Annotated in this window: 24 protein-coding genes; 4 read left to right on the forward strand and 20 right to left on the reverse strand. The window is 62.5% G+C overall.

Features of this window, described 5'->3' with window-relative positions; all coding sequences use genetic code 11:
- Window positions 1-82: 82 nt before the first annotated feature.
- Together RB216_RS18960 and RB216_RS18965 are read right to left on the reverse strand one after the other, a co-directional pair.
- Window positions 83-874 carry an ABC transporter permease gene (locus RB216_RS18960; RefSeq protein WP_308907737.1) on the reverse strand — a complete coding sequence of 264 codons (792 nt, stop codon included), beginning with the start codon at window positions 872-874 and terminating at the stop codon, window positions 83-85.
- The gene (locus RB216_RS18965; RefSeq protein WP_122684059.1) at window positions 871-1,548 is read right to left on the reverse strand and encodes an ABC transporter ATP-binding protein; all 678 of its coding nucleotides are present in this window, start codon (window positions 1,546-1,548) and stop codon (window positions 871-873) included. The genes RB216_RS18960 and RB216_RS18965 overlap by 4 nt, the downstream gene beginning before the upstream one ends.
- Before the next feature lie 163 nt (window positions 1,549-1,711).
- Here RB216_RS18965 and RB216_RS18970 point away from each other — a divergent pair, with 163 nt between their 5' ends.
- The 3 genes from RB216_RS18970 (at window position 1,712) to RB216_RS18980 (ending at window position 4,662) form a co-directional block, all read left to right on the forward strand.
- Window positions 1,712-2,425: a hypothetical protein gene (locus RB216_RS18970; protein ID WP_308907738.1), complete on the forward strand. Its 714-nt coding sequence runs from the start codon at window positions 1,712-1,714 to the stop codon at window positions 2,423-2,425.
- 170 nt (window positions 2,426-2,595) lie between these two features.
- Window positions 2,596-3,792, forward strand: coding sequence for a DUF1835 domain-containing protein (locus RB216_RS18975; protein ID WP_308907739.1), 1,197 nt, complete (start codon window positions 2,596-2,598; stop codon window positions 3,790-3,792).
- A gap of 45 nt (window positions 3,793-3,837) precedes the next feature.
- Window positions 3,838-4,662 (forward strand): HAD family acid phosphatase, encoded by an 825-nt coding sequence (locus tag RB216_RS18980; RefSeq protein ID WP_028617057.1) that lies wholly within the window; start codon window positions 3,838-3,840, stop codon window positions 4,660-4,662.
- Here the strand turns inward: RB216_RS18980 and RB216_RS18985 are convergent.
- Window positions 4,631-6,004, reverse strand: coding sequence for an LLM class flavin-dependent oxidoreductase (locus tag RB216_RS18985; protein WP_028617058.1), 1,374 nt, complete (start codon window positions 6,002-6,004; stop codon window positions 4,631-4,633). The genes RB216_RS18980 and RB216_RS18985 overlap by 32 nt on opposite strands.
- Before the next feature lie 298 nt (window positions 6,005-6,302).
- On the opposite strand from RB216_RS18985, the gene RB216_RS18990 reads away from it, so the two are divergent.
- Window positions 6,303-6,680, forward strand: coding sequence for a c-type cytochrome (locus RB216_RS18990; RefSeq protein ID WP_028617059.1), 378 nt, complete (start codon window positions 6,303-6,305; stop codon window positions 6,678-6,680).
- Between the two features lie 3 nt (window positions 6,681-6,683).
- Here RB216_RS18990 and RB216_RS18995 read toward each other — a convergent pair whose 3' ends face one another.
- The 17 genes from RB216_RS18995 to gspE form a co-directional block, all read right to left on the reverse strand.
- On the reverse strand, window positions 6,684-7,118 hold the full coding sequence (locus RB216_RS18995) for a RidA family protein (RefSeq protein WP_122726345.1): 435 nt from the start codon (window positions 7,116-7,118) through the stop codon (window positions 6,684-6,686).
- A gap of 11 nt (window positions 7,119-7,129) precedes the next feature.
- On the reverse strand, window positions 7,130-8,713 hold the full coding sequence (locus RB216_RS19000; RefSeq protein WP_308907740.1) for a flavin monoamine oxidase family protein: 1,584 nt from the start codon (window positions 8,711-8,713) through the stop codon (window positions 7,130-7,132).
- Window positions 8,714-8,725: 12 nt separating this feature from the next.
- The gene (locus RB216_RS19005) at window positions 8,726-9,649 is read right to left on the reverse strand and encodes an ABC transporter substrate-binding protein (protein ID WP_308907741.1); all 924 of its coding nucleotides are present in this window, start codon (window positions 9,647-9,649) and stop codon (window positions 8,726-8,728) included.
- 18 nt (window positions 9,650-9,667) lie between these two features.
- The gene (locus RB216_RS19010; protein ID WP_016978457.1) at window positions 9,668-10,441 is read right to left on the reverse strand and encodes an amino acid ABC transporter ATP-binding protein; all 774 of its coding nucleotides are present in this window, start codon (window positions 10,439-10,441) and stop codon (window positions 9,668-9,670) included.
- Window positions 10,434-11,399: an amino acid ABC transporter permease gene (locus RB216_RS19015; protein ID WP_028617063.1), complete on the reverse strand. Its 966-nt coding sequence runs from the start codon at window positions 11,397-11,399 to the stop codon at window positions 10,434-10,436. The genes RB216_RS19010 and RB216_RS19015 overlap by 8 nt, the downstream gene beginning before the upstream one ends.
- Before the next feature lie 16 nt (window positions 11,400-11,415).
- The gene (locus tag RB216_RS19020; protein ID WP_308907742.1) at window positions 11,416-13,809 is read right to left on the reverse strand and encodes a TonB-dependent receptor plug domain-containing protein; all 2,394 of its coding nucleotides are present in this window, start codon (window positions 13,807-13,809) and stop codon (window positions 11,416-11,418) included.
- A 1,130-nt stretch (window positions 13,810-14,939) separates the two neighbouring features.
- Window positions 14,940-17,051 carry a type II secretion system secretin GspD gene (gspD, locus tag RB216_RS19025; protein ID WP_308907743.1) on the reverse strand — a complete coding sequence of 704 codons (2,112 nt, stop codon included), beginning with the start codon at window positions 17,049-17,051 and terminating at the stop codon, window positions 14,940-14,942.
- 5 nt (window positions 17,052-17,056) lie between these two features.
- Window positions 17,057-17,575 (reverse strand): type II secretion system protein, XpsN-like, encoded by a 519-nt coding sequence (locus RB216_RS19030; RefSeq protein WP_308907744.1) that lies wholly within the window; start codon window positions 17,573-17,575, stop codon window positions 17,057-17,059.
- The gene (gene gspM, locus RB216_RS19035) at window positions 17,572-18,174 is read right to left on the reverse strand and encodes a type II secretion system protein GspM (RefSeq protein WP_028617067.1); all 603 of its coding nucleotides are present in this window, start codon (window positions 18,172-18,174) and stop codon (window positions 17,572-17,574) included. Before gspM ends, RB216_RS19030 begins: the two co-directional genes overlap by 4 nt.
- A complete protein-coding gene (locus RB216_RS19040) occupies window positions 18,149-19,141 on the reverse strand; it encodes a PilN domain-containing protein (protein ID WP_308907745.1) in 993 nt (330 codons plus the stop codon). The genes gspM and RB216_RS19040 overlap by 26 nt, the downstream gene beginning before the upstream one ends.
- Window positions 19,138-19,839, reverse strand: a complete 702-nt coding sequence (locus RB216_RS19045; RefSeq protein WP_308907746.1) for a type II secretion system minor pseudopilin GspK — start codon at window positions 19,837-19,839, stop codon at window positions 19,138-19,140. Before RB216_RS19045 ends, RB216_RS19040 begins: the two co-directional genes overlap by 4 nt.
- Window positions 19,836-20,405, reverse strand: a complete 570-nt coding sequence (locus RB216_RS19050) for a prepilin-type N-terminal cleavage/methylation domain-containing protein (protein ID WP_068937171.1) — start codon at window positions 20,403-20,405, stop codon at window positions 19,836-19,838. The genes RB216_RS19045 and RB216_RS19050 overlap by 4 nt, the downstream gene beginning before the upstream one ends.
- Window positions 20,402-20,734: a type II secretion system protein gene (locus RB216_RS19055; RefSeq protein ID WP_068937170.1), complete on the reverse strand. Its 333-nt coding sequence runs from the start codon at window positions 20,732-20,734 to the stop codon at window positions 20,402-20,404. Before RB216_RS19055 ends, RB216_RS19050 begins: the two co-directional genes overlap by 4 nt.
- Complete coding sequence (locus RB216_RS19060) at window positions 20,731-21,156, reverse strand: GspH/FimT family pseudopilin (RefSeq protein ID WP_068937169.1); 426 nt, start codon at window positions 21,154-21,156, stop codon at window positions 20,731-20,733. Before RB216_RS19060 ends, RB216_RS19055 begins: the two co-directional genes overlap by 4 nt.
- Before the next feature lie 7 nt (window positions 21,157-21,163).
- Window positions 21,164-21,553, reverse strand: a complete 390-nt coding sequence (locus RB216_RS19065; RefSeq protein ID WP_016978124.1) for a type II secretion system protein GspG — start codon at window positions 21,551-21,553, stop codon at window positions 21,164-21,166.
- Between the two features lie 13 nt (window positions 21,554-21,566).
- Window positions 21,567-22,763, reverse strand: coding sequence for a type II secretion system inner membrane protein GspF (gspF, locus tag RB216_RS19070; protein WP_028617074.1), 1,197 nt, complete (start codon window positions 22,761-22,763; stop codon window positions 21,567-21,569).
- Entirely contained in the window at window positions 22,760-24,451 is a 1,692-nt protein-coding gene (gene gspE / locus RB216_RS19075; protein WP_305381833.1) for a type II secretion system ATPase GspE, read from the reverse strand. The genes gspF and gspE overlap by 4 nt, the downstream gene beginning before the upstream one ends.
- Window positions 24,452-24,584: the final 133 nt, after the last annotated feature.

Consider the following 24,584-nt stretch of genomic DNA (forward strand, 5'->3'; position numbering starts at 1 on the left):
CCCCGCATGTTCCGCCGCTGCACCGGCCGTTGGAATCACCAGGATTTACAATCCAGCATTTCACCCGATGAAACAATCCCATTCAGCGCTCTTCCAGCCTATCCCGCAAGAACCGATGGCTCACGGAAAACAACCGCCGATACGTGAGCAACACCGCCCCCACCGTGCCCAGCGCCGACGCTGCGGCAATCAGAAACATGATCACGATCTGATACCGCACCGCATCCACCGGGCTCTCCCCCGCCAGCACCTGCCCGGTCATCATGCCGGGCAGGCTGACGATGCCTACGACGGTCATCTGGTTCAACGTCGGGATCATCCCGGCGCGCACGGCCTGGCGGATGGCTTCCTGCGCCGCCTCCCAGCGCAAGCCGCCGAGGGCCAGGATCATTTCGATGGTGTTGCGGCCCGACGTCAGCTCCTGGGTCATGCGTTCGATCCCCAGGGACACGCCGGTCAGGGTGTTGCCCAGGATCATGCCGAGGATCGGAATTGCATACTGCGGCTCGTACCACGGGTGGATGCGAATCACCGCAAACAAGCCCACCGCCGTCACCAGCCACGAACTGCCCCACACCGACAGGATGCTGTCCACACGCTGCCCCCGGTAAGTGCGCCGCCCGCGCCCCGCCGCCGAGATGCCGGCGATCAAGGTCATGGCGCACATCAACGGCAGCACCACGTACCAATAAGCAAATTCGAACACCCAGCCCAGCAGGTAACCGATGGCCAGCAGTTGCACCACGGTGCGCACCGCCGCCCACAACAACTGGCGCTCCAGGCCCAGGCGCAACAGCAGGGAAAGCGCGCCGTTGATCAGGATCAGCGAGGCGGCGATGCCCATGTCCAGTGCGGTGAGATTTTGATAGTTCATGGCTGGGCCACTGCGCTCAATACACCGGCGCTCATCTGCAAATGGATGTCGCTCATGCGCCGCGCCTGTTCCAGGTCGTGGGAGACCCAGATACAGGCGCGGGAGGGATCCCCGGCAAACCAGGCGTCGATCAGCGCTTCCACTTCGCGGGATGAGGTGGGGTCGAGGGCGGCGGTGGGCTCGTCCAGCAGCAGCACTTCGGGATTGAGTTGCAGAGTGCGGATCAACGAAACCACCTGGGACTCACCGCCCGACAGGTCGGCGGCGCGCTTGGCCAGAAAGTCAGGATTCTTGCCGGCGTGGCCCAGCAGTGTGGTCACCGTCGTAAGGTCAAAGTGGCGTTTGCGCGACGTCTTGAGGCTGAAGGGGAAACGCAGGTTGTCTTCCACGGTGCCGTCGAGCAGCGCCGGACGTTGCGACAAGTAGCTGATGTGGCAGCGGTAGTGGGGAATCTGCGCGTTGTTAATCGGCTGGCCATTCCACAGGATCTGCCCGGAACTGGGCGCATCCAGCAGGGCGAGTGCGCGCAGAAACACGCTTTTGCCGGAGCCGGATGAGCCGGTGATCGACACGCGATCGGCGGCATTCAAGGTGAAATCGGTGGGCTGGAGCAAGGCCACGTGGCGGCGCTCGTCCATGCGCGTGAGGGCGCGGGTTTCGATCAGTGCGCTCATGAACGCGGTGTTCCTCTGAATCTGGATGGTGCAATGGTGAGGCACACTGGCCGGGATTTCATTCAAAAAATTCAAACTTATGTGCATGACCCGATGCGCGCAGACGGCCTGGGCAAAGCACATCCTGCTCGCTAGACTTGCGCCCCTATAAAAAGGAGCCCTCATGGACGAACAGAAAGCATCCGATGCCCCCGTTTCCCGCTTGAGCGCAGCGTGGTTGTGGCGACTGATAAAGCGTCAAAGCCTGCCGATCATGCTGTTGTTGTTCGCGCTGTTTTACTCAAACGGCTACGCCTATCTGGAAACGTATAACAACGCGCTCGGCGTACCCGTCAACCGTCTCGGCTACGACGCTTATCACTACGTGGTGTACGGCGGAAACGACATTCTGGTCAAACTGGCTGCCTTGCTTATCTTCACCGCAGCGGTCCTGGTTTTCGCCTGCCTGATGTACTTCACCGAAAACCCTGACCGTGTTTTACCCACCCGGGAATTGGCCCCCCACACACGTCGCTATCGGATGCTGCGCAGGCTGGAGAAGAGCTACAGAAAAGCCACGACGCCGATATCCGGCGCACTGCTGATCAGTCTTCTGGCATTTTTCGCCTGGATCATCTGGTCGCTGGCGTACGCGCAGTCGATGGCACATGGCAAGCTGAGGGCCTACGAAGTGATTCATGATTGCACGCCATCAATCCTCCAGCTCAACAACCTCGATGTGGTCACGGCCTGTATCGTCGGCGAAAGCGACGATATGTTGTATCTGGTGGAAAAACACAGGGAGGGCGGCGAAATCCAGTTTCAGAAACGCCGAGTTCCCAAAGACCGTATTCGTTCGACCACAGGACCCACTACGCTGCTGAAAAAGCCCGACTGACCCCTGTGGGAGCCGGACATTTGCAATCGGGCGCAGCACTGCCTATATTTCCCGCCTGGCGCTCTCTACGCCACCTTCCGCGGAAAGGGCTGCGCCCAAGACACTGCAACACCCTCTTTTTTCTACGACTCCCCACCTTGAAGCGGAAAAGGTTTGTGCAAGGAGATCGTATGTCCCGCCACTTCAATTCCGATGGCCGCCTCAACCTTGAACAGCAGCGCAAGCGTGCCAAGGAACTGCTGCCACGCCTCAAAGCCCAAGACCCGAACGCGACCTTGTCCCTGGCCCAATGGGAAATCGCCAAGCAGCTGGGTTTCAGCAGTTGGCCAAAGCTCAAGGCGCATATCGATGCTATCGAATTCGCCGCCCGCCACCCCGACTTTACTGCCAGCGACGAAGCCCGCACCACCCATTGGCGCTGCGGCAATGACATTGCCCACAGCCTGCAGCTGGCGGGGTTCAAGGGACAGTTTCGGATGCTCACCGACCCGCTGTGCATGGGCCCGGTCCGCGATCTGCCCAGCCAAGCCTTCCGCGCCATGCGCAGCGCTTTTATCAGCCAGGCCTTTGCCATCGATGAAGCTGATGCGGCACGTCGTGTCGATGCTGAATACGACCACCTCGAAGCCTTGGCCAGCGCCGATCACAGTGTGCTGTGGTGCGAAGCGGATGCGTATGACCAACTGTTCCTGATTCGCGCACTGGCGGGTCTTGAGCAAGCACCGCGCAAGCTGGAACTGATCGAGGTCGACCGCATTCCCGGCGTGCAGCGTTTTATCGGCATCGGCCAACTGGCGCCGGATGTGTTGGCCTGGCTGTGGCCGCAACGGCGCTTGATCGATGATCACGCCGTGCAACTCGCCAAAGAGGCCTGGTCGGCATATTGCGACAGCTCGCCAGTCAAGTGGGCGCAATTGGCCCATGGCAGCCATCCCGCCTTGCCATTGCTGGCCCCGGCGCTGTTGCGTCAGTTGCAGGAGTTGCCAGGTCTGCGCGATGGGCTGTCGCTGACCGAACGCCTGACCCTGACTTACCTCGCCGAGGCTGGACCAACGCCATTCGGCCGGGTCTTTGCCGAGTTGATGGCCAAGCGCGAACCGCTACCGTTTCTGGGGGACATGATGTTTCACGCGCTGCTGCGGCCGCTAATCGATGGCGACAACCCTTTGCTGACGGCCACCGAGACGCACCTGGAATGGCCACACCAGGTGCTGGCGTTGACTGCGCTGGGGCAAACCGTGCTCAACGGCCATGCCCACTGGCGGGATCATGCCAGTCATGCGCGATGGGTGGGGGGTGTATGCCTGCGACCTGGCCAGCCGCATTGGGCGATTGATGAAAACATCCTGCCTGTATGGCGCACGTGATTAGGCTAATGTGCGCCCATCCAACTTTCATCTGCGAGACTGTCCATGCGTAACCTGATCTTCGCCAGCCTCTGCCTGCTGGCGGGCTGCCAACAAACGCCACCCGCCAACGACCAACTCGACGCCGTGCTCTGGACACAGACCTCCATCGAGCATGAGCTGATCTACCGTCAGCTCTTCGCCAATGCCACCCGCCAACTCGACGTGGCGCTGGCTGATCCGACCTGGGACGCCCTGCCCTTCCCCCCGCGCAACCTCAAAGGGTTGCCGCCGGCGATCGTGGTCGATATCGACGAAACCCTGCTGGACAACGTGCCGCTCAACGCCCGCGATGTGGTCAACAACCAGGTTTATTCCTACGACCGCTGGAACACCTGGGTCGACCAGGCCAAGGCCCAGGCATTGCCCGGCGCAGTCGCCTTCGTGCAAGCGGCCCAGCAGAAAGGTATCGCGGTCTACTACCTGACCAACCGCGAACACAGCCAGGTCGCCGCCACCGTGAAAAACCTGCGCCTGCGCGGTTTCCCGGTGGAAAGCGACGTACGTGTCCTCGCCGCCAGCACGCCCACCGGCCATTGCGAAAGCGCCGGCTACGGCAAGAACTGCCGCCGCCAATGGGTCGCCGCCCATGCCCGCGTGTTGTTGATGGCCGGTGATTCCCTGGGGGATTTCGTCCAGGCCGAGCACAACACCGTCGCGGATCAACGCAAGGCCGTGGCGCCTTATGTGAACTGGCTGGGGCAGCGCTGGTTTCTGTTGCCCAACCCGACGTATGGCAACTGGTACAGCGCGCCGTATGGGGATGATGAGAAGTTGCCGTTTGAGCAAAAGCGCATGCTCAAGCAACAGGCGTTGCAGTTGCAGCAATAGCCCGCGCGGCTGAACGGGCCTGGGATGCTGCCGTATGCCGATTCACCGGCACCGGCAGCCCCAAGTGCCCGCGCAACGTGCTGTGACTGTACTCACTGCGAAACAACCCGCGCTCGCGCAACAGCGGCAACACCTGATCGGTAAACCGCGCAAAGTCCTCCGGCGCGCCCACATGGATGTTGAACCCATCCACCGCGCCCTCCACAAACCAGCGCTCGATCTCATTCGCCACGGTCTTGGGCGAGCCGACGAAACTGGAAAACGGCTTGGCAAACCGCAGCGCCGCCTGACGCAACGTCAGACCCTGTTCACGGGAGACTTGCTTGATGTTCTCCGCATGCCCGCGATAGCCATTGCTGCCCAAGTCACCCAATTCCGGAAACGGCTCATCCAACGGATATTGGCTGAAGTCGTGGTAATTGAATGGCCGGCCTAACTGCACCAACGCTTTGTGCAGATCCAGCTCGCCATTGCGCTCGCGGTCGATGGCCTGGGCCTGCTCATCGGTATCCGCAATGATTGGCGAAATACCCGGCAGGATGGTTACGTGGTCAGGGTTACGTCCAGCGGCGGCGGTGCGTTTTTTGATGTCGCTGTAGTACGCCTGGGCATCTTCGAAATTGCCCACGCCAGCAAAAATTCCCTCGGCATAGTTGGCCGCCAGGCTGCGCCCGGATTCGGAGATTCCCGCCTGGAAAATCACCGGTTGGCCTTGGGCTGAACGGGCTATATTCAGCGGCCCGGTGACCGAGAAAAACTCGCCATGGTGATCGAGGCGGTGTTGGCGCTGCGGGTCGAGGAACACCTTGGTTTGCTTGTCACGCACAAAGGCGTCGTCTTCATAGGAGTCCCACAAGCCCTGCACCACCTCCAGGTGTTCGGCTGCGCGGCGATAGCGCTCGGTGTGGTCGATGTGTTGCTCGCGGCCAAAGTTACCGGCCGCGCCTTCCAAGCCGGTGGTGACCACGTTCCAGCCGGCGCGGCCGCCGCTGATGTGGTCCAGGGACGCAAACTGCCGCGCCACGTTGAAGGGTTCGGTATAGGAGGTCGTAAGGGTCGCCACCAGGCCGATTTTCGAGGTCGCCCCGGCGATGGCCGAGAGCAGCGTCAAGGGCTCCAGGCGGTTGAGGAAATGCGGCGCGGAATCCGGCGTGATGTAGGGGCTGTCGACGATGAACACCAGGTCGAACTTGGCCGCTTCTGCCTGCTGGGCCTGGGCGCGGTACCAGTCGATATCCACACTGGCATCGCCGGGGATCTGCGGGTGCAGCCATTCGTTTTGTGCAGTGCCGACACCGGTGAGAATGGCGCCGAATTTGAGTTGCCGGGGTGAGGTGGGCATCAGGGTATTCCTCCGTGGATGGCCGCGGTGCTGGCCTGTGGAGATCGACCTTAATGCCCGCGAGCGGGGCTTGTGAAAGGCTTTGTAGATCTATGCTAATTATTAAAATTACTGATCTAAACCAAGCAAAAACCTCCGAAACAGGCATAACAAACAACAGCGCTGTCGCGGGGCGTTGAAGCGGCTTTGGACACGATCATGAGAAAACAAGGAGAATGGCGACCTTTCAAACTCAACGCGCTGGCATCAGGTTCTTCCCTCGATCCCAATCTGATTCAAGCCACAAGGTCATATGGATATGAAACGGGTACTTATCGCTTGGCTCGGCCTGTTATCGCTCACCCAACCCTCACTGTCCTTCGCGGATAACCTCAACGGGAAAACTCTCTTTTCCCAGCGGTGTGCGATGTGTCACGGCGCCGATATCAAAGGCACAGGCCCCTTGGCCAACAAGAGCAATCCCCCCACCCCTGACCTGACCACCGCCGCGTTCAAAAAACGCCTGAATGATTATCCAGGCGTTATTGTCTCGTCGATCATCCTTCGTCCCAATGGCGACTTGATCCCAAGAACCTTGCGAGAGAACGGCGTGAAGCTGGCACCGTTCGCTTGGAGGGTTAACGACTTCCGCGATTTGAACCAGTACATGAGCAGTGTGATCGCAAAAAGTCGATGAGTCTCACACCGCTCTTGCCGCGATCGCCTCCACTTCGACCAACGCTCCGGGCAACGGCAATGCCACCACCTGCAACGCCGTGCGCGCCGGTTTATTCGGTTGCTCAGGCGTGCCAAAGAACTGCGTGTAGCCTGCCTGCAAGCCGGCGAAATCCAGCTTGCCGCCTGTCTCTTCGGCTCCTACCAGAAACACCCGCAACTGCACGATGTCGCCCAGGTCCAGGTCTTGCTGGCGCAAGATCTTGCGCAGCTTGTTGAACACCGACACCGTCTGCACTTCGGTAGTGCCATAGGCGGCCGGCGTGCCCGCCGGGGCGTTTGCGTCGTGCAGATCGGGCAGGGTGCCGCTGACAAAAATCAGGCTGGCGGAAGCCGGTACGGTGACCGTCTGCGAGATTGGGAAATCGCCGACGCTGGTACGTTGAATGCTGTTGCTCAAGATGACTCTCCTTATGAAGCGGCAAGTGCCGCGCTGTGCCGTTGTTGGGTAACCCGTTCCGCCAGTTGCCCGACCACATGGCGCGCCGAATTGGCCGCCGATTCCTGCCAGATGCCCACGCCGCTCTGCACCAACCCATCACCGGCAAAGTACACACGGCCGTGGCCGGCTTCGAGCAAGGCGCTGGCGTCGGCCGGAAAGTGTTCGCGTTGCAGCCACGGGCCTTCGCTGTAGGGGATCTGTTCCCAGGACACCGCCAACGGATTGCGCAAGTGTTTGGAATAGCCGGGGTGCAGCAGCTCCACAGCTTCTTTCGAGGTGGCGTACTGCTGGTCGAACGGTTGCGCACCAAATACGTCGGCGCCCTCCCCGGTCACATAGCCCGCCACCAGCAAGCCTTCGCGGGTGTTGAGGTCGTTGCTCGGGTACCACAGCAGGCGCGCCGGGTGTTCGATCCACGACAGGCCCCCGTAGGTGCGGTAGTCGGTTTCCCAGAATCGCGGCGACTGCCACGCCACTTTGGTTGCCTGGTCGCTGCGGGTGCTGAGCAAGGCGGCCTTGATCGGGTCGCTGAAGTCAGTGTCGAGCTTGGCCAGCAGCGGCAACGGCAGGGTCGAGATCAGGTAATCGGCACGTACCACTTGTTCGCGACCGCTGAGCTTGTCGTGATAAGTAACGGCTACACCGTCTTCCAATTGGCGGATCTGCCGCACCTGGGCGCCCAGTTGCACCTGGCCCCGGACGCGCTTGTAGAAGGCATCCGTGATGCGGTCCATACCGCCCACCGGCTGGAACATGGTGGCGGAGAACTCCGGGAACTCCGTGTGCAGCAACGCGCCCCACAGCTCCGGATGCAGCAGTTGATCGAGTGATAACGGGCTACGACTGGCGGGCAAGGCGCCGGGGTGCGCAGGTGATTCCAGGTGCCCCGAACGGATCGTGCCCTCGAAGGCCAGCGCCTGTGACAGGTCGCCATACACCTGCAGGAACACCAGCAATCGCCTGCGTTCCTCACCGCTCAATACATCATCGAGGGCATCACGCTGCACCGCCTTGGCCAGCAAGCCGGACACATGCCCCCGTGCATCGTTGATGGCCTGGCCCACCGTGAATGCCGGCTTGCTCACATCCGGCCGCACCTGGGCGCCATGGCTGCTGTTGACCAGCACCTCCAGCGGCACGCCCAACTCGCTGCAATAGTCGAGAATGGTGCGATGCTGGCTGGGAATCCGCGCCGGCCCGGCGTTGAAGTAGTGCCCTTGTTCGAACGTTGCGGTTTGCGTGCGGCCGTCCTTGTAATCCACACGATCGCCGTTGCGGATCGTCCAGGTGCGGCCGCCCACGCGGTCACGCGCCTCCAGCACTTGCACCTCGAACCCGGCGCGGCTCAACTCCAGTGCCGTCACCAGCCCCGCGATCCCGGCGCCCAACACCAGCACGCGGGTGCCCTGCCCCAGGCCTTCCTTGAGTTTCAGCGGTTGCGGGCGACGGTGTGACGACGGCCCCAGGCCCAATACCGCCAGTGCCTCCTTGACTGCCTTTTCGCCGCCTACCGCAGCAATGCTCGACAGCGCTTCACGTCGTGTCAGTCCCATGTTCGATGCTCCTTAATCCGGTAGGCCCGGTGGGTTGATCAACGACTGGTCGACGCGCTCGATATCCAGGCCCCAGCGTTGCAGCACCTGTTCGTATTGGCCGCCGGCAATCGCGCCTTCCAGGGCGGTGTGGATCGGCTTGACCAGGCCGTTGTCCTTGCGCGTGGTCACCGCGATGTCGGCTTTTAAAGGCCAGCCACCATTGACCGTGCCGACAAGCTTGATACCTCCGGTGATTGCCGCCGAATAGGCGTACACCGAGTTAGGCCCGAACAGCGCATCGCTGCGCCCGGATTGCACCGCCAGTTGCGCGGCGGCCTGGTCGTCGAAGTACTGCAACAGCGCCGGTTTGAGGCCGGCTTTTTCATTAGCGTCGTTCCAGGCCAACAGGACCTTTTCCTGGTTGGTGCCGGAGCCAACGATGATCTTCAGCCCGGCAATGTCTTCGGCCTGCTTGATCGCGCTGATCTTGCTGGTGCTCTTCACATAGAACCCGAGCACGTCCTGGCGATAAGTCGCGAAGTCGAAACGCTTCTTGCGCGCCTCGGTCACCGTGACGTTACTGATCACCGCGTCGTACTTGCCCGAGCTGACGCCCAGGGGCCAGTCTTCCCAGCTGGTCTGCACCACGTTGAGTTGTAGGCCCAGGCTGTCGGCGACCAGTTGCGCAGTGTCGGCCTCGCTGCCGATGGTGGTTTTGTCATCGCTGGCCAGCAGCGCCAGAGGCGGCCCGGCCACACCGGACACGGCCACGGTGAACTTGCCCGGCTGGGCGAACTTGAAGCCCGGCGGGATCTGCGCGATGGCCGCTTCGTTACGCGGTACATGAATGCGCGCACGGTCGGGGCTGAGGTCGACCTGTTGCACGGCGAACGCGCTTTGTGCGGTGCTGACGGTCAGCGTCAACAGGGCGATACGGGCGGTAGAGATAATCATGGGCAGTCACTCCTTGAACTAAAGCACCTTGCCGAGAAAAGCCACGGTGCGGGGATGTCGGGGTTGGCGGAAAATCTGCTCGGGCGGCCCTTCTTCGATCAACTGGCCGTCGCAGAGGAACACCACGTGATCGGCCACTTCACGGGCAAAGCCGATTTCGTGGGTGACGATCACCAGGGTCACGCCCAGTTGGGTCAGGCCCTTGATCACATCGAGCACTTCGCCCACCAGCTCCGGGTCGAGCGCCGAGGTGGGTTCATCGAACAGCAGCACTTTGGGGTCCAGCGCCAAAGCGCGGGCGATGGCGACACGCTGTTGCTGGCCGCCGGAGAGCTGGCGCGGGTAGGCATCGACCTTATCCGCCAGACCCACCTTGGCCAGCAGCTCGGCCGCCTTGGTTGGGGCCTCGGCCTTGTTCCAGCGCTTGTGGGCCAGGGGCGCCTCAGCGACGTTCTCCCAGGCGGTGAGGTGCGGGAACAGGTTGAAGTTCTGGAACACAAAGCCCACGTCGATGCGGCGCTTGAGAATTTCGCGCTCTTTGAGCTCGTAGAGCAGGTCACCCTTGCGGCGATAGCCGACGTATTCACCGTCGATGGTGATATGCCCGCTGTCGATCTTTTCCAGGTGGTTGATGGTGCGCAGCAAGGTGGACTTGCCCGAGCCGGATGGCCCGAGGATCACCGTGACCTTGCCCGGATCGATGGTCAGGTCGATGTCTTGCAACACCTGTTGGTTGCCAAAGCGCTTGCCCACGCCCTGGATCTGAATGCGCCCGGCGCGTGCTTCAGCCATGGGTTTTCTCCTTCAACCAACCGCGTAGGCGTTGCAACGGCGTGGGCGGCAGCACCCGTGCGGTGCCACGGGCGAAATGGCGCTCGACGTAGTACTGCGCGCTGGTCAGCACAGTGGTGATGATCAAGTACCAGACCGTCGCCACGATCAGCAGCGGGATCACCGCCTGGGTGCGGTTGTAGATGACCTGCACGGTGTAGAACAGCTCAGGCAAGGCCAGCACATAGACAATCGAGGTACCCTTGACCAGGCCGATGATTTCATTGAAACCCGACGGCAGGATCGAACGCAGCGCCTGCGGCAGGATGATCCGGAAAATCCGTCGCGAGGCAGGCAAACCCAACGCCGCAGCGGCTTCGTGTTGCCCGGCATCCACACCGATCAGCCCGCCGCGAATGATCTCCGCCGCGTACGCCGCCTGCATCAGGCTCAAGCCCAATACGGCCACGGTGAACTGGCTGAGCACGTCCACGGTGGACCACTCGGCGAACACCACCGAGGTGAACGGCACGCCGAGCACGATGTGGTCATACAGGTAGGCAAAGTTGTACAGGATGATCAGCACCAGCAACGCCGGCATCGAGCGGAAGAACCAGATATAGCCCCAGGCCAACGCCGCCAGCAGCGGCGAGCCTGACAGTCGCGCCAACGCCAGCGCCGTGCCGAGAATGATGCTGAACACCGTGCTCAACAGCGTCAGCAACAGCGTCTGCCCCAGCCCACGCAGCACCGACGGCGAGAAAAACCACTGGCCGAACACACCCCACTCCCAGCGCGGGTTGGTGGCCAGGGAATGCACGATGGCCAGCAGCACCAGCGCCGCGAAGATCGACCCGGCCCAGCGCCAGGGATGCCGTGCGGGCACCACTTGCAGGGCCTTGATCGGCGTGGAGACACGGGCCTGGCGCACCGGGCTGGGCGAGTCAATCAGGTCATAGGATTTGGCGACGATGGGCATGGTGTGTTCCTCGGCCTCAGAAGGCATAGGTCAAGCGGGTGTAGTAGTACCCGCCGGTAAAACCGTAGGGCGAATAGACGCCGTAACTGCTGACCATGGTGCTGCTCGGCACCCCTTGTTTCTTGGGGTAGATATCGAACAGGTTCTTGGCGCCAACAGCGATATTCAGGTCTTTGGTGAGGTTGTAGCCAAGGTCGAGATCGGTGATCCACTTGGCACTGTAGATACGGTCCAGGTCGCGATTGGCCGACGCGTTCACTTCTTTGTAGGAACCGTAGCGAGTCAGGGCTAGGTTGAGGTTGAAGCGATCGATGCTCCAGTCGCCGCCGAGGATCAGCTTGGTGCTGGGCTGCACGCCGGTGATCAGGTTGCGCGCCTCGCGGTTCATCAACTCGTAGGACGTGCCCAGGATATTGGTGGACTCCTTGTAGTTGAGGATCCGCGTCTGGTTCCAGTTGAACGCGGCGGTCCACTTCACCGCGCCGTACTGGCCGAGGTCCTGGCTGTAGTTGCTGACCAGGTCCAGGCCTTTGGTGCGGGTGTCGGCGCCGTTGATGAAGTACTGGCCGCCGGAGGTGGAGTTGATGCCGTTGTTCTGCAATACCTGGGTGATCTCGGGGCCGAGCAAGGTGCCGGTGAGCGTGATGCGATCGCGCAGGTTGATCACATAGGCATCGGCGGTGAAGCTCAGGCGATCAGTGGGCGTGAGGGTGAAACCGAGGCTGAAGTTGGTTGAGCGCTCCGGCTTCAACTCCTGGGCGCCGAGGGCCTGGGCGGCAGCTGAGCCCACCGGCAACACGCCGTAGTTGATCGACTGGTACACGCCGTCAACCACGCCATACGTGGTGGAGCGCGCACTGAACAGGCTGTTGGCGAGGGACGGCGCGCGGAAGCCGTTGCTGACAGTGGCGCGCACGGCGAACTGCGGGGTGAAATCATAACGGGTGGTCAGCTTGCCGCTGCGGGTGGCGCCGACGCCCTGGTTGTAGTGTTCGTAGCGGAACGCCGTGCCAACGTACCAGTCGGGCACCGGGTTGAAGCCCACATCGACATAACTGGCCAAGCTGTTGCGCGACGCGCTGCTTTCTTCATCCGGCGAAATGCCGTTGGTGACCTGCGCGCCCGACGACGCACAGTTGCCCGGCGCCACGCAGTAGCCGCCATTGGCATAGGACTCATAATCGCCGGCCTGCACCTCATAGGTGTCGCGCCGATGTTCGAAGCCGACGCTCAGGTCCAAGGGTTTTTGCAGGCCGATATCGAAGCCGCGCTTGAAGTCGAGGTTGGTGGTCAGCTCGGTGGAAATCCAGGTGCCGGAGGTGAAGTGATTCGGCGTGGCCTCGCCCAACGACGGGTTCTGGTTATGGGTGGTGCCCTGCTCCGCGTCGTTACGCCCGTAGGTGGTGGACAGGTCCCAGTTCCACTCGCCAATGGTGCCTTTACCGCCGAATGCCGCCTGGAAATCGTCTTCATCAATGAACCAGGTCGGCGTGTAGCCAGCGGGATAACCGTTCGGCCCGGTGGTGATGGTGTTGGTGATGGTCGGCAGGCGAAAGTTCTGGCCCTGCTCGGCCTTGCGGCGAGAATAGGTGGTAAAGGAGTACAGGCTGAAGCTGTCATCGATCGGCAGTTCGGCGTTGTAGCCCAGGGTCAGCAGGTTGGTCTTGGGTGTGCCGTAGCCACCATAAGTCGACCGCCCGGCTTGCTCGTAGGCTTGCGCGTAGCTGTAGCCGTTGGCGCTGGCCTTGTTGTCGTCATTCTGGCTGCGGGCGTCCAGGGCCAGTTGGACAATGCCGCCGTTGCCGATCTCGAAACCCTTGTTGAGGCTTTGCTGCACGGTCTGTTTCTTGCCGTCATAACCCTGGCCGACGTTGGTCACCGAGGTGCCGCTGGTGTCGGCCTTGAGGATCACGTTGATCACCCCGGCAATGGCGTCGGAACCGTATTGGGCGGCGGCGCCGTCGCGCAGGACTTCCACGTGATCGATGGCACTGATAGGGATCAGGTCAAGGTCGGCCGGGGCTGCGCCGGTGTTGATGCCGTTGATGTTGAGGGTGGCAGCGGTATGACGGCGCTTGCCGTTGACCAGCACCAGCACTTCGGCGGCGCTCAGGCCACGCAGGTTGGGGGCGCGGGCGATGCCGCTGGCGTCCCAACCGGTTTTTTCCGGCAGGGTCAGGGACGGGATCACGGCGCTCAGAGCTTCCATGAGGCCGGGCTTGCCGGTGTTCTGTAATTGCTTGGCGCTGACTACATCGATCGGCACCGGACTGCTGGTGACGGTGCGTTGCTCGGCGCCGCGGTTACCGGTGACCACTACGGTGGACAGGGTGCTGTCGTCCTGGGCTTGGGCGGTGTTGGCCAGGATGGCCAGGGCCAGTGCGGCGGTGGGTTGTAGGGCTCGCTTCATATGCATTCCTGCGTTTCCAAATCGCGAAGTCGGGCAGTCACGCGGGTGGGCGCGGTGCTCGGGTTTTTTCTGGGGTGTCAGGGCGATTTGGGGCTAGGTGTGGGGCGAGGTTTGAATTGGCAACATACGTTGAACTCCCTTCCAACGATTCTGCTGCGGGGTGGCAGCGCAGAATCCGAATCTAGATTGGTACCATCCGAGGTCAGGGGTAGGCTGTTGAGTTCAAACATAACGGAATGGATTTTAAAAATATAATGCTATTTGGGCATAAGCTAATATTCTTAGATTTCATTATTTATTAGATATTTTATTCGTATTGGTAATGTTTTTTTGAAACTGGGCATGAGTACATATCCGTTGTTGCGGTAACGGCTGCTTATGGTTCCGCTCTTACAGCGGGTCACTTTTGGAAAAGAGCCCGGAATGCCGGCCCAGCCAAAAGTAACCAAAAGGGCTCTTGCCCCAACACTCGGCACCTCGCCTAGGCTCGGTGTGCCCGTAATCCGACAGTGATTTGGGGGGCCGCCGCCACGCGCCATCCATGGCGCGGGGCGGCTAAACCGGCATCCCTGCCGGTTTACCCCCCAAATCCCTGTCGAATTCCGGCCAGCGTGTTTGACGGGGCGCCTAAGATCAAAATCAAAAGCAAAAGCACAGCGGCCTGACAGCCGGCTTGAGTGGTGTAGAGCAAAAGCAAACGCGGTCCTGTAGGAGCCGGGGGGACGCCTAGTTCTTGCCGGCGATGGTCTTCAACGATGACGTGGGGGAACCAGACAAAACGCGGCGGTCTCACGTTTTTCGCCGGCAAGCCGGCTCCTACAAGTCCGCGTATCCACGATGCGAAGCGAGTCGCTCTTGATCTTGATCTTAGGCGCCCCGTCAAACACGCTGGCCGAACGCAGGCTTGAATCCGTGGGTAACCCGGCAGGACGCCGGGTTAGCCGCGCTGGGCCAAGGATGGCCCATCGCGGCGGCCCACGGATTCAAGCCGGAGTGAGGGCACACCGAGCCTAGGCGAGGTGCCGAGTGTTGGGGCAAGAGCGTTTTGCTTACTTTTGCGCTTTTCAAAAGTGAGCCGCTGTAAGAGCGGAACCATAAGCCGCCATTACCGCAGCAACGGATATGTACACCTACTGACCAGGCCGCAACAACTGCATCTGCTGCCGATAATCATCCGTCACCTGCCGCGCCTGCCCACTACTGGTAATCACCTTAGGCGTAATCAACACAATCAACTCCGTCCGATCCTTCGACTTGCTAGTACTCCCAAACAACCACCGCAACCCCGGCACCCTACCCAGATACGGCACCGCACTCACACTCTCCCCGTTGTCCTGCTTGATCAACCCCCCCAGCAACACCGTCTGCCCACTCTGCACCGCCACCTGCGTCGACACCGAACGCGTCGAGATACGCGGGTTCACCGGCGTGTCGCTGTTACCACTCTGGTTCTCGGCATCACTGACCTGCTGCTGGATATCCATATACACCAAGCCCCCCGGATTGATCCGCGGCACTACGTCGAGGATCACCCCGGTCTGCACATACTCGACGCTGCTCAAGGTGGTATCCGCATCCCCGGTGTTGACGGTGGTCTGGCTGATGGGAATGTTGTCCCCCACCTGAATCTGCGCCGGCTGGTTGTTCATCACCACCAGCGACGGCGCCGACAGCACCTGGGTGCGGCCATTGGTTTCCAGCGCATGCAACGCCACCTGCAGATTCGAACTGACAAACGAGTAGAACAACGAATCCGTCGCCCCCAACCCCGCCCCACCACCGCCGAGTGCGCCCTGGCTGCCGGAAGCATTGGCGACGGTGGTGCTGGAGGAATTACCCGCCAGCCGCCCCAGGTACCACTGCACGCCCAAGTCCAGTTCACCGGTGAGCTTGACCTCTAGGATGCGCGTCTCGATCTGTACTTGCAGCGGCGGGTTATCGAGCCGCTTGATCGCCGCTTCGATCTCTTTCCATTGCGCGGGCCGGGTGCGCACCAGCAGTTGATTGCTGCTCTTTTGCGCGGTAATGCGGGTGCCGGCTTCGAGCGCGCTGGTGGGCGCGACGTCCTTCTCGTCCGGTTCCGGCGCTTCGCCAGCAGGCGGATTGTTCTGCAAGCCGCCGGTATTGAGTGACGACAGGGTCGTGGTGCGCAGGCCAGGCGCGACCTTCGCCGGTGTGTCGTCCTTGATCGCCCCGGTGCCGTAGATCTGCCGAAGGTACTTGGCCAGGTCGGCGGCCTTCATGTTGCGCACGTCGTAGACGTACATCTGCGGCTCGTTGCCGCCGCCCTCGTCGATGGTGCGGATCCAGTCGCCCACTTCGCTGAGGTACTGCGGCTGGGAAGAAATCGCCACCACCGAGTTGGTCCGTTCAATCGGCAGAAAGCGCAGCATACCGGCCAGGGGCATGCCGCTGTCAGGGCCGAACAGGCTTTGCAACTGGGGCATCAATTCGGCCACGGAAGCCCGTTGCAGGCCGAACACGCCCACCGACATGCCCTTGAGCCAGTCCACGTCAAACGTGTCGATGGTGTCCTGGTAATTGGCCAGCTCATCCGGAGTGCCGGCCAGGCTCAACACGTTGCGGGCTGGGTCGACCAGTAAAAATGCATTCTCACGCGCGAACGGCTTGAGCAATTTCTGCATCTCGGTGGCGGAGATATAGCGCAGTGGGAACAACCGCGCCGACAGGCCGCTGGACGGTTGCGCCACGCTCATCTGCGGCACCAGCTTGCCCGCCACCGCCTGGCTGGCGGGCAGGATCACGTAGCGGTCACCCTGTTTGATCATGGCGTTGTCGGTCCAGGACAGCAGGGTTTCGAGGATCGACAGCGCCTGTTGTTTGTCCACCGGCTTGGAAGTGGAAAAGCTCACATTACCCTTCACGCCTTGGGCGATGCTGTAGTTTTCATGCAGCAGGTCGCCCATCACGCTGTTGATCACGGCTTCGATGGGCTGGTCGGCGAAGTTGAAGACGATATCGCCGCCCTCCTCTTTCGCCACCGGCTGTGCTGCCGGCCCGCGCACGAACTGCTGGTTGCCACGGATCAGTTGGCGCTGCGTTGGTGTTTTAACCGCAGGCGGTGGACTTTCCGGCGCGGCTTGCTCCGTCGGCAAGCGTTGCGAGCCGGTGCCTTGCATCGCTTCGTGCAGCAGATCGTCGTCCGCATCCAGACGGTCGGGAAAGGATCCACAACCGCTCAGGACAAAAGCGGTCGCCAGGCAAAACGTTGAGGTGCGCATGTCGATCAAGGGAGGGGCTCGCGGGGCAAAGTGATGGGGGGCCGGTTGGACGGCGGCGGCAGGCGCTTGGCGTAGAGGCTCAAGGTTTGCGTGCGGCCATTCAGGCTGAATCGGGCGTATTGCGGGCTGAGGTGGTCCAGGCGCCAGCCGTTGGGCAGGGCCTGACCGAGGCGGACGGTCAGGGCGCGGCCGTCGGTTTGCTTAAGCATGGCCATTTGCAGGTTGCCGGTGATCATGATGCCGCTGAGGGTCAGGTTGGCCAGGCTGGTGACCTGGGCTTTGCCCACGACGCGATCCGGACTGCGGTCGGGGCTGAACAGCGGTGCTTGCCAAGTGGCGGCCAGGTTTTCCAGCGGGACGCTCGGCGCGACCTGTACCTGGGCGGTGGGATGGGCGTGCGCGGGCGCTTCAGGCAGCCATTGCGGTTCATCACCGATGCTGCTCAGGATCACCGCCATCAACAGGCCCAGCAAACCCGACAAGCCGAGCAGGCCCCACTCCACGGGGCGTAATCTGCTGATCATGGCGTCACCCGCGCCGGTTGCAGGTAACCGCGCACCAGCAGGTGCACCACCAGCTTGCCCGCACCGCCACTGGCCGGCGCCTGTTGGCTACGGCGGATGCGCAGTTCATCCACAAACAGGAACGGCGGCTGGTACTCCAGCTCATGCAGCAGCGCTTCCAGCGGTTCGATGGCGCAATCGAGGGTCAGGCTGACCTTGACCTGGCGATACGGCTCGCCGTCGTCCTGCTCCGGCGTGATGGGCTTGCGCTGGGTCAGACTGCAACCGCCGCCGAGGTTGGCGTGGCTGTTGATCAGGTCGGCAAGACGCTGCATCAGGTCGGCGGCCACCACGTCTGGGTCATCCCCCGGCAACAGGCTGGTGCTGCTGGCCGGGTCCTGGCGGGCTTGCTCAAGCTGTTGGCGCAGCGCATCACGTTGACGCAACACGCCGGCATAGCGCTGCTGTTGCTCGCGCAACTGTTCGGCCTGTTCGCCCATGTCGCGCAGGGGGCCGGCGAACCAGCTGTCGATCAGCAGCCAGTAGGCCGTGCCGAGTACCAACGCCAACACCAGCAAGGCAGCGCCACGGCGTTCACGGGGTGTGAGGGATCGGCGCATCGGCGGCCTCCTGGCGTAGGTGGGCACGCAAGGCAAACTGGTCCTTGCCGGTGCGGGCATCGGGTTGGATCACCCCTTCGAACTGGGCGTTTTCCAGGCTGCGGCAGCCTTTGATGCGGGTAATCAGTGCGCTGGCCTTGGCGCTTTGACCGGAGAAGGAAATCTCGCCGTCCTTCACGTCCAATTGATCCAGCCAAGTGTCGGCGGGCAGGCAGGTGGTCAGGTCGTTGAGCAGCGCGGCGAGGGGCGGTTGCGCCAGTTTGCGTCGGGTAAGGTACTGCGCCGCGCCCCGGGTATTGAGCAGTTGCTGGCGCAGGGCATGCACCTCGGCGACCTCGGCTTTCTGTTGCTGCACACTGGCGTGCATGGCGTCGATGACGCGTTGGCGGTCGTTGAGCCACAGCAGCATCGCTGCGATCAGCAAGGCCCCGCACAACCACGGCAGGCTGCGTTGCAAACCCATGCCCGGCGGGCGTTGGCGCGGGCGCAGCGGCGGGGGCAGCAGGTCGATGCCGAGGTTGGCCGCATCCACGCGATGGGGATGCAGGCCTAGGGCGGTGCAGTCGCTGAGAATCTGGTCCAGGCGTTCGCGCAGGATCGCTACCAGCGTGACCTCAAGGTGGGTGGACGTACGCCGTTCCTGACGCGCGACGAAGTAGAGTTGGTCGGCCTCGAACGGGGTGTAGCGGTCCAGCTCATAACCGACCACCGCGTTGAGGTTGCGTCCGGCGGCCAAAGGCAGTTGCACGCGCTGCAGCAGCACGGCATCCGCGCCAAGCATCAGCACCTGGCGCGCGCTGTCCGACGTGGCTGGCGCCGCTAACGGCCAGTGGTGGATCTGCTCCGGCGGTTCTGGCCGTGCCAACCAACTCGGCACACAAGCGCGCAACTCCGCGAGCCACAAGCGCCAACCCTGTTGCAACAGGCTGCCGCGCCAGTGTCGGGCAATGGGTTCCAGTCGATTCATTCTTGCCAACGCAGCACCCGGTAGGGTTGTGCGCTGTCCTCCGATGGGCTCAATAAAACAGTGACTTGCAGCCGCGCCTGATAACCGCCAGGGCGCTCGGCGCGGCTGTCGACGACCAGCACTTCTCCCGGATCGGCACCTTCGGCGTTCTGGCGCGGCAGGTTCAGCGCCTTGCGCATCAGCGGGCTGGCGAAGGCGGGATCGGGGCGGTCCAGGTCGCTCCACAGGGTGATCTCGGGCAGCAATTGGCTGTAGAGGAGTTGGGTCATGCCGGGCAGTTGGCGCACTTCTTCCAGCACCCGGAACGGCGCCAGGCCTTGTCGGCGGCGCGCGTCGAGGGCCTTGGACAGTTGCGTCGCCTGGGCTGGGGTGGCGCCGCAGGCCAGGGCCAGGCGCGTGAAATCCTGTGCCTCGGCGTTGATCAGGTAAAGCTTGCCGCGCTCGCTGCGCAGGCTGACGTGCAACTGGGCGTCATCAAACACCAAAGGAATCTCGCGGCCCTCGGCCACCCAGCGCCGGTCAGCCATGACCAGGGCGATACCGGCTTCGGCGGCCAGCACGGTTTGTGTGTGCTGGCGCAGCCACAGGGCCTGTCGGCTTTCCAACTGCACCCAGCCGGCCAGGCCGCCGAGCAACACGCTGAGCAAGGCAAGCACCCACAGCACCAACAGCAGGGCCGCACCGCGTTGGCGCCTCACTCTTCCACGCTCCCGCTGGACAGGTTCAAGCGCAAAGCAATCACCTGGGTGACCCAGGTCACCGGGCCGTCGACGCTGGCGGCGATGCGCACGGCCGCAGGCAGGCGTTTGGGCCATGGCCATTCACTGACCCAGCCGGTGGGTTGACCCAGCGGTGACACGCCGCGATAGCTGAACTGCAACCCTTCGATGTTTCTCAGCAGCACCTGCGGTTCACGCTGAGAAAAGCCGACCTGCAAATCCTGTTCGACCCGTTGCAGGCTGAACCGGTGGATCCCACCACCGAGCACACCGGGCAAGGTCGAGACAAACTCCAGCCGCTGCGCCGTGCCAACAAAAAAACCATCGCCCTCGCCCACCGCCAGCGGCAACGCCTCGCTGATCGCCGTGCGTAAAAACTGTTGAGCGGCGCGCACTTCATCCAGGCTCACGGTATACGCCTGGGCCTTGGACACGGCACGATTGGCACCCAGCAATGCGCCCCCAACCAGCACCAGCAAAACGCCCAACAAACTGAGCACTACGAGGATTTCCAGCAAGGTAAAGCCCTGCTCGCGGCGCTTCACAGGCGCGCCTTCAAGGTGCTGAAACGGGCCTGGTGCGGGCCTTCGCTGAGCGTCAGGTCGAGGCGAAACACATGCGTCTGTTGCCGGGTGCTGATCAGTTGCCAGTGAATACCGTCGAGCTCGCCTTGGCTGACGCCGTTACTCAATCGTCCCGCTGCCTCCTGATCGAAAATCGTCAGCGCCGCCTGGGTAAGCCGATCACTGTGGGCCACCTGGGATAACGAGCGCGCGCTCTGGCCGAACGCAACCAGCAGCACCGTGCTGCACACCGCCATCAGTGTCAGCGCGGCGAGCATTTCCAGCAGCGTGAACCCGGCCTGGTGCTTCATGGCAGCGCCTTGGATTGCACGCTGCCGGTGAGCCAGCCGATATCGATGCGCCAACGCCGGGTGCCATTCGCCAATAGAAGATTGCCGCCCGTGGAGCTACCGTCGGGATAGAACTCGACGGAGGGGCCCACCTGCTCGGCGGTGTGCAGTGTCACTTGCAGCTCGGACGGCCACCGTTGCAGCGCACGTCCCGGCGCCTGGAACGTACGGTCTTGCATATCGAATGAAGTCCGTGCCGCCTGCCCGCTGACTATCGCCCCCGCCCGCGTGGTGCGCAGCGCTTCCACCACCTGCCCCACCGCGCGGCGCTCTTTTGCCGCCTGCAGGCCCTGGCGCACGCCCAGCCCCAGCAAGCTGGCGGCGAGGCTGATCAACAGGATCACCACTAGCATCTCCAGCAGGGTAAAGCCGCGCTGGACCATGGCCGCGTTATTCCCAATTGCCCAGGTCGGCGCTATAACCTTCGCCGCCCGGCTGGCCATCCTGACCGTAAAAGATCAGGTCGAAGGCCCCGTGCTCGCCGGGAAAACGATAGCCAAAGGCATGCCCGAACGGGTCCTTGAGGTCAGAAGGCTTGGCATAACCGCCGGGCCTGTCCACCAACTGTTGCAGGCTGGTGGGCGGCGCGCCGACGTCGAGGGCGTAGCTGTCGATCTTCATGCTCAGGCTGGCCAGCTGCGCCTTGCCCGCGCCGTACTTGCCCTTGTCGACATTGCCGCCGACCTGGCGCACGACGATGGTGGCAACAATACCCAGCAACACGATCACCGCGAGCATCTCCAACAGGGTGAAACCGCTTTGGCGGCGTGGTTTTCTCATGGGTCAAGCTCCTTCATATATTGCTGGTCAGGCTCATCAGCGGCAGCATGATCGCCAACATGATCACCGCCACCAGCACCGCCATGACCACGGTCAGGGACGGCACCAGTGCGGCAAGCAGGCGGTCGATGCCGCGCTTGGCTTCGACGTCGAAGATGTCGGCGACCTTGAGCAACATGCTGTCGAGTTCGCCGGCCTGTTCACCGACGTCAATCATTTGCAGGGCCAGCTCGGGCAACAGCGGCTGGCTGCCGAACGCGCTGGCGAGAGTACCGCCGCCTTTTACCGATTCCGTCGCATGGCCCACTTGAGCCCGCAACGCGCGGTTGGTGCAGACGTGCCGCGCAATCACCAAGGCTTGCAGCAACGCCACGCCATTGTTGAGCAGCGTGCCGAGGGTGCGCGTCAGGCGTGCCGCTTCGACCCGTTGCAACAACGGGCCGATCACGCGAATGCCGAGCAGGCGTCGATCGTATTGTTCTCGAAATGCCGGATTGCGCAGGCGTACGGCCCAGCAGCCACCGCTGACGATCAGCCCGGCCAACACCACCAGGCCATAGCTGCCCAGGAACTCACCCAAGGCCAGAATCACCTCGGTAATCAACGGAATCGGCACGCCCAGGTCCTGGAAGATCGGCACGAACTGCGGCACCACATACGCCAGCAACAACGCCAGGGAACCCAGCACGCCCACCACCAGAAAGGCCGGATAGATCAGCGCATTGATCACCTCGCCGCGCAGCCGCTCGCTGCGTTCCAGGTAATCGCTGAGCTGACGCAGGGTACTTTCCAGCGCGCCACCGGCCTCACCGGCACGCACCATGCTCAGGTACAACGGTGAGAAGCTGTCGCCCTCGTGTTCCAACGCGGCGGACAGTGGTTTGCCGGCCTTGACGTGATCGCGGATGCGCTCGATCAGCGCGCGCACCTGAGCGGGGCCGGGTTGCTTGAGCAACAGGGTCAACGAGCGTTCCAGAGGCTGGCCGGCCCCCAACAGCGTCGCCAACTGCTGGGTAAAACTCACCAACGCCGTGCCCTTCAACTGCCCACGTGGGTTGCGCAGCAGGGGTCTGCCGGCTGCTTCAATCTGCAACAGCAACAGGCCGCGCTTGTGCAAGGCGGCGACGGCGGCAACTTGATCCGTGGCTTCCAGCGTACCGTTCTGCGGCATGCCCTGGTTGTCCAAGGCGCGGAACTTGAACAGGCTCACGCGCTGTCCCCACGGGTGACGCGCAGCACTTCTTCCAACGAGGTAATACCGGCCAAGGCCTGGCGCAGCCCTTCTTCATACAGGGTGCGCAAACCGGCGCGGCGTGCGGCCTGTTCCAGCGTAGCGGCATCGGCGTGACGCATCAGCAGGCTGCGCAGCTCATCGTTCATCACCAGCAGCTCAGTGAGCGCACTGCGACCGTGATAGTCCCCGCGATAGAGCAGGATCGGACGCTGCTCGGTCAGACGATCCAGGCCATGTTCTGCGATCAGTTCCGACGGCGCTTCAAAGGCCACGCGGCTGGCCGGGTCCAAGCGCCGCACCAGGCGCTGGGCGAGAATGCCGCTGACGGTCGAGGCGATCAGGTAGCTTTCCACGCCCATGTCCAGCAGCCGCGTGATACTTGCCGCGGCGCTGTTGGTGTGCAGGGTGGAAAGGACGAGGTGCCCGGTCAGCGACGATTGAATGGCGATGCGGCAGGTTTCCAGGTCGCGGATCTCGCCGATCATGATCACGTCCGGGTCCTGGCGCACGATGGAACGCAGTGCCCCGGCGAAGTCCAGGCCGATGGCGGGCTTGACCTGGATCTGGTTGATGCCTTCGAGCTGGTACTCCACCGGGTCTTCCACGGTGATGATCTTGCGCTCGGCGGTGTTGAGCCGCGACAGGGCGGTGTAGAGCGTGGTGGTCTTGCCGGAACCGGTGGGCCCGGTGACCAGCAGGATGCCGTGAGGCCGCTCGAGCAGGTCGAGGAAAGCGGTCAGGCGCTGGCCGTCGAACCCCAGGCTCGGGAAGTCGAACTGCACGGTTTGCCGGTCCAGCAGGCGCAGCACCACCGACTCGCCGAAACTGGTGGGCACCGTGGACACCCGCAGGTCGAGCTCCTTGCCCTGGATGCGCAGCATGATGCGCCCGTCCTGGGGTAGCCGACGTTCGGCGATGTCCAGCCGCGCCATGATCTTCACCCGCGAGATCACCGCCGCCGACGAACTGACCGGCGGCGCTTCGGCATCGTGCAGTACGCCGTCGATGCGATAGCGTACCTTGAGTTGGTTCTCGAAGGGTTCGATATGAATATCCGAGGCGCGCTGCTCCACGGCGCGTTGCAGAATCAAGTTCACCAGCCGGATCACCGGCGCTTCGGAGGCCATGTCCTTGAGGTGTTCGATATCTTCCTGGGCGCCGCCCTGCTCATCGAGGTTCTCGATCAGGGTGCCCATGGCCGAGCGGCCTTGGCCGTAGTATCGCTCGATCAACGTGTCGACTTCATTGCGCGGGCCGATCGCCAGCCACACCGGCACCTGGCACGCATAGGCCAGGGCCTGGAACGGATACCGTTGTGCCGGATTGGCGGCCAGCACCCGCAGGCCGTTCTGGTGCCAGCCCATGGGCACCACTTGGTAGTGACGCATGAAGCGTTCGGTCAGTGCAGGCAAGGGATCGAGCAGCGGCGGCGCGGCGTCGGCCAGCAACAGCGGCGCGTCGAGCAACGCCGCCCAGGCACGGGCCAATTCAACTTCGGAGACCAGGCCCAGACGCGTCAGCAGACTCAACAGATCGTCCGTGGACAGGCGTCGGGCGCGCTCCAGGTCCACGGTTTTCAGCCCGGCATGCTGCATCAGCCACGCACACACCTGCTCGGTGTGCGGGATCTGCATCTGGCAGGCATCGATAGGCGCTGACGACATAATGTTCAGGTATCTAGTGTTACGAGAAAGTATGGCTATTTGAAACTACGGAAACATGCCATTAGTTAGCCATAACCCAGGGAAAAGTAAGCCGGGGTTATCGACTGGAAGTTATAGACCTAGTTCCTGAAAC

This window comes from Pseudomonas canadensis (assembly GCF_030980095.1).
GTDB lineage: Bacteria > Pseudomonadota > Gammaproteobacteria > Pseudomonadales > Pseudomonadaceae > Aquipseudomonas > Aquipseudomonas canadensis.

Excerpts from the sequence above, each read along its gene's own strand:
- RB216_RS18960 (WP_308907737.1), bottom strand. The coding sequence starts at position 874 with ATGAACTATCAAAATCTCACCGCACTGGACATGGGCATCGCCGCCTCG.
- RB216_RS18965 (WP_122684059.1), bottom strand. The coding sequence starts at position 1,548 with ATGAGCGCACTGATCGAAACCCGCGCCCTCACGCGCATGGACGAGCGC.
- RB216_RS18970 (WP_308907738.1), top strand. The coding sequence starts at position 1,712 with ATGGACGAACAGAAAGCATCCGATGCCCCCGTTTCCCGCTTGAGCGCA.
- RB216_RS18975 (WP_308907739.1), top strand. The coding sequence starts at position 2,596 with ATGTCCCGCCACTTCAATTCCGATGGCCGCCTCAACCTTGAACAGCAG.
- RB216_RS18980 (WP_028617057.1), top strand. The coding sequence starts at position 3,838 with ATGCGTAACCTGATCTTCGCCAGCCTCTGCCTGCTGGCGGGCTGCCAA.
- RB216_RS18985 (WP_028617058.1), bottom strand. The coding sequence starts at position 6,004 with ATGCCCACCTCACCCCGGCAACTCAAATTCGGCGCCATTCTCACCGGT.
- RB216_RS18990 (WP_028617059.1), top strand. The coding sequence starts at position 6,303 with ATGAAACGGGTACTTATCGCTTGGCTCGGCCTGTTATCGCTCACCCAA.
- RB216_RS19000 (WP_308907740.1), bottom strand. The coding sequence starts at position 8,713 with ATGGGACTGACACGACGTGAAGCGCTGTCGAGCATTGCTGCGGTAGGC.
- RB216_RS19005 (WP_308907741.1), bottom strand. The coding sequence starts at position 9,649 with ATGATTATCTCTACCGCCCGTATCGCCCTGTTGACGCTGACCGTCAGC.
- RB216_RS19010 (WP_016978457.1), bottom strand. The coding sequence starts at position 10,441 with ATGGCTGAAGCACGCGCCGGGCGCATTCAGATCCAGGGCGTGGGCAAG.
- RB216_RS19015 (WP_028617063.1), bottom strand. The coding sequence starts at position 11,399 with ATGCCCATCGTCGCCAAATCCTATGACCTGATTGACTCGCCCAGCCCG.
- RB216_RS19020 (WP_308907742.1), bottom strand. The coding sequence starts at position 13,809 with ATGAAGCGAGCCCTACAACCCACCGCCGCACTGGCCCTGGCCATCCTG.
- gspD (WP_308907743.1), bottom strand. The coding sequence starts at position 17,051 with ATGCGCACCTCAACGTTTTGCCTGGCGACCGCTTTTGTCCTGAGCGGT.
- RB216_RS19030 (WP_308907744.1), bottom strand. The coding sequence starts at position 17,575 with ATGATCAGCAGATTACGCCCCGTGGAGTGGGGCCTGCTCGGCTTGTCG.
- gspM (WP_028617067.1), bottom strand. The coding sequence starts at position 18,174 with ATGCGCCGATCCCTCACACCCCGTGAACGCCGTGGCGCTGCCTTGCTG.
- RB216_RS19040 (WP_308907745.1), bottom strand. The coding sequence starts at position 19,141 with ATGAATCGACTGGAACCCATTGCCCGACACTGGCGCGGCAGCCTGTTG.
- RB216_RS19055 (WP_068937170.1), bottom strand. The coding sequence starts at position 20,734 with ATGAAGCACCAGGCCGGGTTCACGCTGCTGGAAATGCTCGCCGCGCTG.
- RB216_RS19060 (WP_068937169.1), bottom strand. The coding sequence starts at position 21,156 with ATGGTCCAGCGCGGCTTTACCCTGCTGGAGATGCTAGTGGTGATCCTG.
- RB216_RS19065 (WP_016978124.1), bottom strand. The coding sequence starts at position 21,553 with ATGAGAAAACCACGCCGCCAAAGCGGTTTCACCCTGTTGGAGATGCTC.
- gspE (WP_305381833.1), bottom strand. The coding sequence starts at position 24,451 with ATGTCGTCAGCGCCTATCGATGCCTGCCAGATGCAGATCCCGCACACC.